The 11,846-nt window shown below is 61.7% G+C and carries 9 protein-coding genes; 4 read left to right on the top strand and 5 right to left on the bottom strand.

What is annotated here, in order from left to right; genetic code table 11:
- Positions 1 to 123 precede the first annotated feature (123 nt).
- Positions 124 to 1,149: a protease SohB gene (gene sohB / locus AC07SU_RS29395; RefSeq protein WP_494999074.1), complete on the bottom strand. Its 1,026-nt coding sequence runs from the start codon at positions 1,147 to 1,149 to the stop codon at positions 124 to 126.
- A gap of 194 nt (positions 1,150 to 1,343) precedes the next feature.
- Between sohB and AC07SU_RS29390 the strand changes: the two genes are divergently transcribed.
- Positions 1,344 to 2,054: a histidine phosphatase family protein gene (locus AC07SU_RS29390; protein ID WP_494999073.1), complete on the top strand. Its 711-nt coding sequence runs from the start codon at positions 1,344 to 1,346 to the stop codon at positions 2,052 to 2,054.
- 55 nt (positions 2,055 to 2,109) lie between these two features.
- Positions 2,110 to 2,424: an SCP2 sterol-binding domain-containing protein gene (locus AC07SU_RS29385; protein ID WP_016969749.1), complete on the top strand. Its 315-nt coding sequence runs from the start codon at positions 2,110 to 2,112 to the stop codon at positions 2,422 to 2,424.
- A gap of 214 nt (positions 2,425 to 2,638) precedes the next feature.
- Here the strand turns inward: AC07SU_RS29385 and AC07SU_RS29380 are convergent, their stop codons facing one another.
- The 3 genes from AC07SU_RS29380 to AC07SU_RS29370 form a co-directional block, all read right to left on the bottom strand.
- A complete protein-coding gene (locus tag AC07SU_RS29380) occupies positions 2,639 to 3,262 on the bottom strand; it encodes a hypothetical protein (protein WP_494999072.1) in 624 nt (207 codons plus the stop codon).
- 43 nt (positions 3,263 to 3,305) lie between these two features.
- Positions 3,306 to 5,948 (bottom strand): MGH1-like glycoside hydrolase domain-containing protein, encoded by a 2,643-nt coding sequence (locus AC07SU_RS29375; RefSeq protein WP_494999071.1) that lies wholly within the window; start codon positions 5,946 to 5,948, stop codon positions 3,306 to 3,308.
- Between the two features lie 159 nt (positions 5,949 to 6,107).
- On the bottom strand, positions 6,108 to 7,517 hold the full coding sequence (locus tag AC07SU_RS29370; protein ID WP_494999070.1) for an OprD family outer membrane porin: 1,410 nt from the start codon (positions 7,515 to 7,517) through the stop codon (positions 6,108 to 6,110).
- 287 nt (positions 7,518 to 7,804) lie between these two features.
- Here AC07SU_RS29370 and hglS point away from each other — a divergent pair, with 287 nt between their 5' ends.
- Complete coding sequence (gene hglS / locus AC07SU_RS29365) at positions 7,805 to 9,181, top strand: 2-oxoadipate dioxygenase/decarboxylase HglS (protein ID WP_494999069.1); 1,377 nt, start codon at positions 7,805 to 7,807, stop codon at positions 9,179 to 9,181.
- Between the two features lie 154 nt (positions 9,182 to 9,335).
- Here hglS and AC07SU_RS29360 read toward each other — a convergent pair whose 3' ends face one another.
- Positions 9,336 to 9,560, bottom strand: a complete 225-nt coding sequence (locus AC07SU_RS29360) for a DUF465 domain-containing protein (RefSeq protein WP_494999068.1) — start codon at positions 9,558 to 9,560, stop codon at positions 9,336 to 9,338.
- A 174-nt stretch (positions 9,561 to 9,734) separates the two neighbouring features.
- On the opposite strand from AC07SU_RS29360, the gene tkt reads away from it, so the two are divergent.
- Entirely contained in the window at positions 9,735 to 11,783 is a 2,049-nt protein-coding gene (tkt, locus tag AC07SU_RS29355; RefSeq protein WP_494999067.1) for a transketolase, read from the top strand.
- Positions 11,784 to 11,846: the final 63 nt, after the last annotated feature.

Genomic DNA, 11,846 nt, shown 5'->3' with positions numbered 1-11,846 from the left:
CCCCCCCCCCCCCCCCCCCCCCCCCCCCCCCCCCCCCCCCCCCCCCCCCCCCAAGCCGGCTCCTACAGGTGGTGCGGAGCATCACGGAATGTATGCCCATGCAACACGTAGAAGCGCCGGCGATTACCAGAAGCGCTGCTGGGTCAAGCGGCTCCACCAGGTCAGCAACACACGGTCCACCGAGCCGCTGGCGGCGAGGCCCACGCGCTCCTGCAGGCTTTTACGCTCGGCATAGTGCAGGTGGAACACGTCGGAGCTCTTGGCCTTGGTGGCCAGGTATTCGTCGCTGGTCTGCAGTTCATCGACCAGTTGTTTGTCGAGGGCTGCAACACCCAGCCACACTTCGCCGGTCGCCACGTCATCGATCGCCAGTTGCGGGCGATAGCGCGACACGAAGTTCTTGAACAATTGGTGGGTGATGTCCAGGTCTTCCTGGAATTTCTCCCGGCCCTTCTCGGTGTTTTCGCCAAACACCGTGAGGGTGCGCTTGTACTCGCCGGCCGTCAGCACTTCGAAGTCAATGTCGTGTTTTTTCAGCAGGCGATTGACGTTGGGCAACTGCGCAACCACACCAATGGATCCGAGGACGGCGAACGGGGCGCTGATGATCTTCTCGCCGATGCACGCCATCATGTAGCCGCCGCTGGCCGCGACCTTGTCGATGCACACAGTCAACGGCACGCCCGCCTGGCGAATGCGCGCCAGTTGCGAAGAGGCCAGGCCGTAGCTGTGCACCATGCCGCCGCCGCTTTCCAGGCGCAGCACCACTTCGTCCTTTGGCGTGGCCAGGCTCAGCAAGGCGGTGATTTCATGGCGCAGGCTCTCGGTGGCCGAGGCCTTGATATCGCCGTCGAAATCCAGCACGAACACCCGTGGCTTGGCCTCGGGTTTCTTCTTGCTGTTCTTCTTTTCGGTCTTGCTTTCGGCTTTGCGCAGCGCCTTGAGTTGGTCCTTGTCGAGCAGGGTCGACTCCAGACGCTCACGCAGGCCCTTGTAGAAATCATTGAGTTTGCTGACCTGCAACTGGCCAGCCGATTTGCGACGGCCTTTGCTGCGCAGGGCTGCGAAGCTGATCAATACCACCAGAATGGCGACCACCAGGGTGACGGTCTTCGCCAGGAAACTCGCGTATTCAGCCAGAAAATCCATATGACTCCTTAAAAAATGCACTGCGCCGGGCGCGGATGGCCCCAGCATACCGACGGCATTGCCTTCGGGCCAGTGCTCAAACCGCCAGCAATGGGCCTCTAACGAGCTTTTAAAACAAGCGTATGTTTTTTCATTGACAGCTCTTCGGCATCCTCATAACCTCGCCAGACTTTCAACGTACCGGGAAAACGGACGTGGGCAGCATCTACCTGATTCGACATGGCCAGGCCTCCTTCGGTGCAGACGACTATGACGTCCTGTCGCCCGTCGGCGTGGAACAAGCGCACGTGCTCGGTCGCCACCTGGCAGACCTGGGCCTCACGTTCGACCGCTGTGTCGCCGGTGACCTGCGTCGCCAGCAGCACACCGCCACCGCCGCTTTCGAGCACTATGCAGCCCTCGGCCTGCCGGTGCCGGCGCTAGAAGTCGACAGCGCCTTCAACGAATTTGATGCCGACGCGATCATCCGTGCCCTGCTGCCCGACCTGCTGACGACCGAGCCCGAGGCCCTGGACATCCTGCGCAATGCCGCGCAGAACCGCAGCGAATTCCAACGCATCTTCGCCCTGATCATCGAGCGCTGGCTGGCCGGCACCTACGACCCGCCCGGGCTGGAAAGCTGGCTGGGGTTCGTGGAGCGCGTACAAGGCGGCCTGCAACGCATCCTCGAAGCAGCCGACAACACGCAGAAGATCGCCGTGTTCACCTCCGGCGGCACCATCACCGCCCTGCTCCACCTGATCACCCGAATGCCGGCAGCCCAGGCGTTCGAGCTGAACTGGCAAATTGTTAACACCTCGCTCAACCAGCTGAAATTCCGCGGTCGCGAGGTGGCACTGGCTTCCTTCAACAGTCACACCCACTTGCAACTGTTGAAGGCGCCGCACCTCATCACCTTCCGATGAATGGCGGCCAACCGTGACCCCAAGGTCACTGGACTCACCCTAAAGGATCGAAACCATGACTGACGTAGCCAAAGCTGTAGAAGCAATGAAAGCCAAATTCAACCCAGCCGCTGCCGACGGCCTGGACCTGGTGTTCGGTTTCCGTATCGACGACACCCAGAACTTCTCGCTGGTGGTGAAAAACAACACCTGCGAACTGCTGGAAGGCGAAAACCCTGACGCCCAAGTGACCCTGGTCACCGACGGCGAAACCATGGAAGGCATCGTCAGCGGCGACACCGACGGCATGCAAGCCTTCATGAGCGGCAAACTGCGCACCGAAGGCGACATGATGCTGGCCATGAAGCTGAGCGAACTGTTCCCGGCTTGATTCACGGACGGTCCCGGATCCCGCCTCTCGAGGCGGGATTTTTTTTGCCCAAAACCCCGACCTGTAGTGAGCGGGCTTGCCCCGCGCGGCGGTGTGTCAGGTCGATATAGGAGGCCCTGTAGACCGCGGCGCGGGGCAAGCCCGCTCACTACAGCAACAACCGCGGCAAACCGTGCACCTGAGGCGACGTTCATTTCTGGCTCATGAGGATCTGTCAGCGGCCTGCTGCGGCCTCGACAACTCTAAACTGCTCAAGCTCCCTGGAATGGCCCTCTGTACCACGGCGGTTGATGAGGTACCCCTCACCCGGCCGCTCGTGGAACTCCCCGGACTCCACGTCCCGGCCAATGACGATCAAATACTTGTTGGGCCCCACGCGCACGTAGACGTTATAGAAATCGGCTATTTGCCCTTCGTTAATGAAAAGACTGTACGCGTAACGCGATCGGCGCGTCAGCTCGGGCCACTGCGCCCTCAATATATCGACATCACCGGCCTCACCGACGATATCAATCGCGCGGACGACTTCATCGACCAAGGGATCATTTTCATCAGCCCCAAGCGCCTGCGGCTTGAGCCGGGTCATTTTGCGAAGCGAGTCAGGGTCCGCATTTCTGACCTCATCGTCAATCGACAGAGTCACGGGGTCGAGGCGATACGTGCCATTTTTAACCCATTTGGACGCATCGGCAGTCTCCGATGGGCATTGCACACAGGCGGCCCTCATTGAGGCTGCGCTGGCGCTGCTGGCATACAGGCTCAAGGTAAACACACCGGCGCCCATGAGCAGGGCAACCAGCAGGTTCGCTGGGCGTGAAGCAGTGGCGGTATTCGCCATGATCTACATCCTTGTAAGGGTCGGGCCGGCGAATCTACCCGATTCACGCCGTTGACGGAACACTCAATAACAACGCCACCAACGCGCTCCACCCCGTCTGGTGCGACGCCCCCAACCCACGCCCGGTTTCCCCGTGGAAATACTCGTGGAACAACACCAAGTCGCGGCTCAGCGGGTCGGCCTCCAACTGCGCATAGCCGGCCATCGACGGCCGCAGGCCATTTTCATCGCGCAGGAACAAACGCGTCAGGCGCTGGCTGAGGCTGTCAGCCACTTCCTCAAGCGACGACAGATAACCACTGCCCGTCGGGTATTCCACCGAGAAGTTATCCGCGTAGTAGCGGTGAAACTCACGCAGCGACTCGATCAGCATGTAATTCACCGGCATCCACAACGGCCCGCGCCAGTTGGAGTTGCCGCCGTACAGGCGTGAATCGGACTCCCCCGGCTGGTAGCGCGCGCACAGGGTGTCTCCATTCATCTTCAGCGCGAGGGGTTGTTCGGCGAAGGCCTTGGACAAGGAGCGCACGCCAAAGGCCGAGAGGAACTCGTTGTCATCGAGCATACGACGCAGCAAGTCCTTGGTGCGCTCACCCCGCAATAACGCCAGCAACAGGCGGTTGCCCTGCCCCGGTTCGTTCCAGCGTGAAACCAGCTTGGCCAGGTCCGGCCGATGTTTCATGAAGCCCAGCAGGCGCTCGCGCAAGCCTTCCAAGCCTTCATGCTCACGCTGCTCCAGTACCAGCACGGCAAACAGCGGCATCAGGCCGACAATCGAGCGCAGGCGCACCGGTTCGTTCTGGCCGTCGGGCCGGTGCAGCACGTCGTAGAAAAACTGGTCCTGCTCGTCCCACAGGCCTTCGGCGCTGTCGTCGACACGGTTGATCGCCCCGGCGATGTACAGGAAGTGCTCGAAGAACTTCACCGCGATATCCACGTACACAGGATTGCGCTTGGCCAGCTCCAGGCCGATGCGCATCAGGTCCAGCGCATACGCGGCGACCCATGCGGTGCCGTCGGCCTGATCCAGCTGATAGCCCGGTGGCAACGTGGCCGAACGGTCGAACAAGGCGATGTTGTCCAGCCCCAGGAACCCGCCCTGGAACAGGTTGCGGCCTTCGGCGTCCTTGCGGTTGACCCACCAGGAAAAATTCAGCAGAAGCTTGTGGAAGATCCGCTCCAGGAAGTCCATGTCGCCTACGCCCTTCAGCGCTTTATCCTGCTGGTACACGCGCCAACTGGCCCAGGCGTGTACCGGCGGGTTGGCGTCGTCGAACCGCCATTCATACGCTGGCAGCTGGCCATTGGGGTGCATGAAGCGGTCCTTCACCAGCAGCAGCAACTGCTGCTTGGCGTAGCCCGGGTCGATCAGAGCAATGGCCACCGCCTGGAAGCCCTGGTCCCAGGAGGCGTACCACGGGTATTCCCAGGTGTCGGGCATCGACAGGATGTCGAAATTCGACAGGTGCCGCCAATGGGTATTGCGGATATGCAGGCGCTCAGGCGGCGGCGCAGGTTGAGCCGGGTCGCCGTCGAGCCATTGGTTGACGTCGAAATAATAGAGTTGCTTGGACCACAGCAAACCGGCCAGGGCCTGACGCTGTACGTTGCGTGCATCCTCATCGGCAATGTTGTGTTGCAGGGCCGCGTAGAAGTCATCGGCCTCCTCGCGGCGTTGTTCAAACAGCTTGCGCGCATTGACTTCAGGCGCATCGGTAGGTGCGAAACGCAGGTAAAGGGTTTTGCTCTGCTGGCCGTCCAGTTCAAGGATGAACCGCGCCGCCACCTTGGTACCGGCATCGCGAAGAATCGCCGACTGAACACCGTCGACCACGTAATCGTTGATACCGTCCTTGAACGGCCCCGGCGCCGGTTGGGCGTCGAGCTTCGGGTAGTTGGTTTCGTTTTCACAGAACAGCCATTCCACGCCGTCCTGGCCCCAGGCACTGAGGTGGCGGTCGGGCAGTTCATGATGACGGGCCAGCACGTGAGAACCGGCCAGGGTCAGCTGTGGCTTGGGTGCATCAACCGTCCAGCTCCAGTCATTGCGCGCCCACAGCTGGGGCAGTACCTGCAGGCGGGTCGGCTGGTCCGCGCGATTGTGTACGGTGACGCGCATGAAGATATCGTCAGGCGTGTGCTTGGCGTATTCGACGCTGACATCGCAGTAGCGGTTGTCTTCGAACACCCCGGTGTCGAGCACCTCGTACTCGGCATCGCCCAAGCCACGCCGGGCGTTTTCGGTGATCAGGTCGGCATAGGGAAAGGCTGCATGGGGGTACTTGTAGAGCATGCGCTGGTAGGCATGGCTCGGTACGCCGTCGACGAAAAAGTACAGCTCCTTGACGTCTTCACCGTGGTTGCCCTCGGCGTTGTTCAAGCCGAACAGGCGCTCCTTGAGGATGCTGTCGCGCTCGTTCCACAGCGCCAGACCCAGGCACCAGCGTTGTGCCTTGTCACTAAAACCGGCCAGGCCGTCCTCGCCCCAGCGGTAGGCGCGGCTGCGGGCATGTTCGTGTGGGAAATACGCCCAGGCATCACCGTCGGCGCTGTAGTCCTCGCGCACGGTGCCCCATTGGCGTTCACTCAAGTAAGGGCCCCACTCGCGCCAGCATTCGGCGTCCGGGTTGGCCAGGCGTTGGCCTTCAATCGTTGCAAGGATGTCTGTTACGGGCGTGGCCGTCATCGGGTCCTCCATCACTGGCGCGGTGACGGGCAGTGTAGAACCCATTCGCGCCCCGATGCACATGAAGACTCAACCCTGGCCCAGAAAAGACTGAGGCCGCTGATTAGGCGGCCTGCAGTTTTTTGGCGCTGCGCAGTTGCGCAGTTTCCGCGCGCGTTCTTAGAAGATCGCGTAGGTGTAGTTGAAGATCAGGCGCGTTTGGTCCTGATCGGCCGTGCCGGTGTTGTGACCGTGATAAGTACCTGTACGGAAGGTGGTGCCAAAGCCTTTCAGCGGGCCTTCCTGCACCACGTAGTCCAGACGGAAGTCGGTTTCGTTTTCTTTCTGATCAGCACCGCCGGCTACCTTGGACTTGATGTCAGTACCGTCCAGGTAAGCGATGGAGGCTTTCAGGCCAGGCACGTAGGCTTTGAAGTCATACGAGTACTGACCGAAATTGACCTGCTCGCCCGCACGGGAGAACTGGCCGACCACGGCGTCGGTGAACAGGTAGAAGTCGCTGCCACCGGCGCCTTGGGCGTTCGGGTCCGCGATGCTGCCCTGGTTGACCCAGACGAAGCCGCCGTCATCACTCACGCCGATGTGGCCGAGCATCAGGCTGCTGCCACCCAACTGGTAGGTGAACGCGGCGCTGTAGGTTTTGTTGTCCACTTCGCCAGCGTGCTTGGCATAGCCGCCGTTGTTGTTGAACGCGTAGCCGGCCGAGCCGTTCTTGCCGTCGCTGGTGCTGTCGAAGTAGCGCAGGTCGGTCTTGAACGACTGGTCGTTGCCCAGGGGCAGCACGTGTACCAAGCCGAAGTAGTTCTGTTTGTAGAAGTCTTCCAGGTCGGCGTAGTAGTACTGCAACGTCAGGTTTTTAGCGATGGCATTGTCGGAAGAACCGAACGGTTTGTAGTCCAGGCCGCCAAACTTGAAGCTGTTGCTGTCACGGGTCGCGCCGGCAACGCTCAGGCCAGTAGAGTTGCTGGAAGCACGCCCTTGGGCATGGTTCAGCTCACCGCCGGTGAAGGTCACGTTGGGAATGTCGCTGGACGTCAGGATGCCGCCGTCAAAGGTCTGCGGCGCCACACGGCTGTCGTTGGACACCAGGATCGGCAACACCGGGGCCAGACCGCCACCCACGTGCAATTCGGTCTGGGAGATGCGGAACTTCACGTTACCCGCAGCGCGACCGAAACTGTCGGCCGGTTCAGTGCCGTTGTTCTTGGTTGGGAAAAAGCTGTTGCCGTTACCGGCCAGGCCTGGGCCTGCGGTGTGGCCATCGCCACCGTCCAGACGCAAGGCACCGAAGGCCATCACATCAAAACCGACCCCGAGGGTGCCCTGGGTGTAGCCGGATTTGTAGTCGAAGCGCAGCAAGGTGGCCGCTTCACGCAGATCATTCGCCGTCCCCGAGCGGTTGTCTGCGCTGTAGTACATGGTTCGCGAGCTGATAGCCGCGTGGCTGTCTTCCAGAAAGCCGCTGTGACCGTTCCCCGTGCCCAGCGAACCGAGCCCGAAATCATCGGCGCTGGCTTGCTGTGCAAGCAAGGCGGCGGTGATGGATAACGCCAGTGTAGAAATTTTCATTAACGACAGCCCCTAAACATATTTTTATGTGCGGTGTGTGCAGAACAGCTTTCATCCCTACAAACGTGACGATTGTTTCATGAGGACCGGGGCGCTCCTCGTGAAGAATTAGTTAGGAAAGTCCTCGAAAAATGAAATTTTCAAGCTGTCGTTTTTTGTCATATTTGCGTCATTTCATTCATTTTCAGCATGAAGTCCTGAGGATTCTTCGTTTGCACGGCCAGGCCCAGCCCAACAAAATCCAGACATAGGCCATGCCCCACTCCACCGTGTTCAGGAATTTTTCTATGCCGACCACCGCACATGTCAGCCCCGACGACATCCGCAAAGGCTTCTCCAAGGCCATGTCCGACATGTACCGAGATGAAGTTCCACTTTACGGCGCTCTGATGGAGCTGGTGGCCGAGACCAATACCCGCGTCCTCGACCGCGAACCGGGCCTGGCGCAACAGCTGCGCCGCACCGGCGAAATCCAGCGCCTGGACATGGAACGCCACGGTGCCATCCGCCTGGGCACCGCCTTTGAACTGGCCACCATCGGCCGCTTGTTTGCCGTGATGGGCATGCAGCCGGTGGGCTACTACGACCTGACGCCAGCCGGTGTGCCGGTGCATTCCACGGCCTTTCGCGCGGTGCATGAGCGTGCGCTGCAAACCAGCCCGTTCCGCGTGTTCACCTCGTTGCTGCGCCTGGAGCTGATCGAAAACCTCGAACTGCGCAGCTTCGCCGAAACCGCCCTGGCCAAGCGCTCGATCTTCACCCCTGGCGCCCTGGCCTTGATCGAGAAAGCCGAAACGCACGGCGGCCTCAACGCCGAAGACGCCGATGAGTTCATCCGCCAGGCCCTGGAAACCTTCCGCTGGCACCACACCGCGACCGTGACCGGCGCGCAGTACCAACAACTGAGCGACCAGCACCGCCTGATCGCCGATGTCGTGGCCTTCAAGGGCCCGCACATCAACCACCTCACCCCGCGCACCCTGGACATCGACCAGGTGCAGGCCGCCATGCCCGGCAAAGGCATCACCCCCAAGGCGGTGATCGAAGGCCCGCCGCGCCGTGAGTGCCCGATCCTGCTGCGCCAGACCAGCTTCAAGGCCCTGGATGAACCCATCGCCTTCACCGACGCCCAAGGCAGCCACAGCGCACGCTTCGGCGAGATCGAACAACGCGGCGTCGCGCTGACCCCCAAGGGCCGAGCGCTGTACGACCAGTTGCTGAATGCGGCGCGTGATGAACTGGGTGCTTTCCCGAACGAGGGCAACGCGGCGCGCTATATGGCATTGATGGAGCAACACTTCCAGGCCTTCCCCGACAACCATGCGCAGATGCGTGAACAGGGCCTGGCGTACTTCCGCTACTTCGCCACCGAACAGGGCGTGGCCGCCCGTGGCAACACCGACCAGCCGCGTACGTTGGAGGCGCTGATTGCGGCCGGCCACATTGATGTGGAACCGTTGGTGTACGAGGATTTCTTGCCGGTGAGCGCGGCGGGGATCTTCCAGTCCAACCTGGGGGATGCGGCGCAGAGTCACTACGCGGCCAATTCCAACCAGGTGGAATTCGAAAAGGCGCTGGGCCGTCAGACGATTGATGAATTGAAGCTGTATGGCGAAACGCAGCAGCGCTCGATAGACGAATGCGCGCGGGCGCTGCTGGCTTGAAGAAAGGTGCCCACCTGGCTCACCAGCGCAATCCTTGCGCCGCAACAGTCCCCAGAGCCAGGTGGGCGGGGCGCATCATAGAGAGTCAAAAGCGCCCTGTCCTTCAGACAATTCTGAACAAATATGTCCGCGCCGTGTAGGCGCGGACATCCCTTCAGCCCAACTGCTCCACGATCTTGTCTTTGATCAACAGCCGTTTTTTCTTCAGTTTTTCCACGTCCTCATCGCTGGCGCTGGCCGACTCTGCCTTGAGCACCTCCCCATCGGCTGCGTCGTATTGGGTGAGCAGTGAGTCCAGGCGTTTGTCGCTCGCCCTGCGTTCGTGAACGACTGACTTGCTCAACCCCAAGTCCTGATACAGGTCGTGTTTCACTGGCATGGAAAACCTCCGCACGTTGATCAATGGCCTACGCTCTTGAAGCTAGCCCATTGCAGTGGGTCTTGTCATGTTCGAGGTCAATTCCCTCCGTTCGTCGCGGCACCGGCAACGCGATCAAACCTTTGCGTCGCCCTGCCCTCCACTGTAGATCGCCACCCGAGGGAGACCGGTTTCATGACTCACGCTGCCACCGCTGTCGACACCCAATGCATCAACACGATCCGCACCCTGGCGATGGACGCCGTGCAAAAGGCTAATTCCGGCCACCCGGGCACGCCCATGGGCCTGGCGCCGGTGGGCTATACGCTGTGGAGCCGGTTCCTGCGCTACCACCCCGACCATCCCGACTGGCCCAACCGTGACCGTTTTGTGCTGTCAGTGGGGCACGCGTCGATGCTGCTGTATTCGCTGCTGCACCTGGCGGGTGTGGTGGAGATTGACGCGCACGGCAAGCGTTCCGGCCTGCCGGCGGTGAGCCTGGACGACATCAAGCAGTTCCGCCAGATGGGCTCCAAGACCCCGGGCCACCCTGAATACCGCATGACCACCGGCGTGGAAACCACCACCGGCCCACTGGGCCAAGGCTGCGCCAACAGCGTGGGCATGGCGATGGCCGAGCGCTGGCTCGGCGAGCGCTTCAACCGCGACGGCCAGGTGCTGTTCGATTACAACGTCTACACCCTGTGCGGCGACGGCGACATGATGGAAGGCATCAGCAGCGAAGCCGCCTCCATGGCCGGGCACTTGAAGTTGGATAACCTGTGCTGGATCTACGACAACAACACCATCAGCATCGAAGGCCACACCGAGTTGGCGTTCAGTGAGCACGTGATCAAGCGCTTCCAGGCCTATGGCTGGCACACGCTGCACGTCACCGATGCCAATGACTTGCAAGCCCTGAGCACGGCGCTGCACACCTTCCAGTCGAACACCGGCGCGCCGACCCTGATCGTGGTCGACAGCGTGATCGGCTACGGCTCGCCCCACAAGCACAACACCGCCTCTGCCCACGGTGAGCCGCTGGGTGAGGAAGAAATCCGCCTGACCAAAGCCGCTTATGGCTGGCCGCAGGATTCCAGCTTCCTGGTGCCCGACGACGCGCGCACGGTATTGCGTGATGCGCTGCACGAACGTGCCGAGCCGCTGCACGCGCAATGGAACCAGGCCCTGGCCCAGCTTGAGCCGACATTGGCCGATGAACTGCAGCGCATGCGCGCCGGGGAAATGCCCGAGCAGTGGCAGGCGGGACAGCCCACGTTCGCCACAGACGCCAAAGGCGTTGCCAGCCGCGCCTCCGGTGGCGAGGTGTTGAATGCCTTCGCACAGCACATCCCCTGGTTGCTGGGGGGCTCGGCCGACCTGTCACCGTCCACCAAGACCAACCTCACCTTTGACGGTGCCGGGCGTTTCAGTGCCGACGACTACAGCGGGCGCAACCTGCACTTTGGCATCCGCGAACATGCCATGGGCGCGATTGCCAACGGCATGGCGCTGTCGTACCTGCGGCCCTACACCTCGACGTTCCTGGTGTTCAGCGACTACATGAAGCCACCGATTCGCCTGGCGGCAATCATGGAATTGCCGGTGGTGTTCGTGTTTACCCATGACTCGATTGGCGTGGGTGAGGACGGGCCGACGCACCAACCCATCGAACACCTCACGCAGTTGCGCGCCACGCCAGGGTTGCTGACCCTGCGCCCGGGCGACGCGAATGAAACCCTGGAAGTGTGGAAAGTGGCCCTGGCGCAAACCCATCGCCCCAGTTGCGTGGTGCTGTCGCGCCAGGCGCTGCCGACACTGGACCGCACGCGTTACGCGCCAGCATCCGGCGCAGCCAAGGGCGCGTATGTGTTGGCCAGTGACGACCACCCCACCGTCATCCTGATGGCGACAGGCAGCGAAGTGAGCCTTGCCGTTGCAGCGTACGAGCAGCTGAAAGCCGAAGGCATCGCCGCACGGGTAGTGTCCATGCCGAGCTGGGAGCTGTTCGAAGACCAGGACCAGGCCTACCGCGACAGCGTGCTGCCCCCTGCGATCAAGGCGCGGGTAGTGGTGGAACAGGCCGGTCCCTTGGGTTGGGACCGTTATGTCGGGCAGACCGGGGCCAAGGTGGTGATGAACAGCTTTGGCGCATCGGCGCCCTTAGCCAAGTTGCAGGAGAAGTTTGGCTTCACCGTCGAAAATGTGGTGAAACAAGCCAAGCAACAGGTCCAGCAGCCCTGACCCACATTTGTAGGAGCCCGGGGGGGGGGGGGGGGGGGGGGGGGGGGGGGGGGGGGGGGGGAG

This window comes from Pseudomonas sp. GW821-FHT05H12, assembly GCF_059419385.1.
The sequence above is the reverse complement of the archived record's forward strand: the minus strand, read 5'-3'. Positions and strand labels throughout refer to the sequence as shown.

What these genes read in the sequence shown, in the direction of transcription:
- sohB (WP_494999074.1), bottom strand. Translation starts at nt 1,149, where the DNA reads ATGGATTTTCTGGCTGAATACGCGAGTTTCCTGGCGAAGACCGTCACC.
- AC07SU_RS29380 (WP_494999072.1), bottom strand. Translation starts at nt 3,262, where the DNA reads ATGGCGAATACCGCCACTGCTTCACGCCCAGCGAACCTGCTGGTTGCC.
- AC07SU_RS29375 (WP_494999071.1), bottom strand. Translation starts at nt 5,948, where the DNA reads ATGACGGCCACGCCCGTAACAGACATCCTTGCAACGATTGAAGGCCAA.
- AC07SU_RS29360 (WP_494999068.1), bottom strand. Translation starts at nt 9,560, where the DNA reads ATGCCAGTGAAACACGACCTGTATCAGGACTTGGGGTTGAGCAAGTCA.
- hglS (WP_494999069.1), top strand. Translation starts at nt 7,805, where the DNA reads ATGCCGACCACCGCACATGTCAGCCCCGACGACATCCGCAAAGGCTTC.
- AC07SU_RS29385 (WP_016969749.1), top strand. Translation starts at nt 2,110, where the DNA reads ATGACTGACGTAGCCAAAGCTGTAGAAGCAATGAAAGCCAAATTCAAC.
- AC07SU_RS29370 (WP_494999070.1), bottom strand. Translation starts at nt 7,517, where the DNA reads ATGAAAATTTCTACACTGGCGTTATCCATCACCGCCGCCTTGCTTGCA.
- tkt (WP_494999067.1), top strand. Translation starts at nt 9,735, where the DNA reads ATGACTCACGCTGCCACCGCTGTCGACACCCAATGCATCAACACGATC.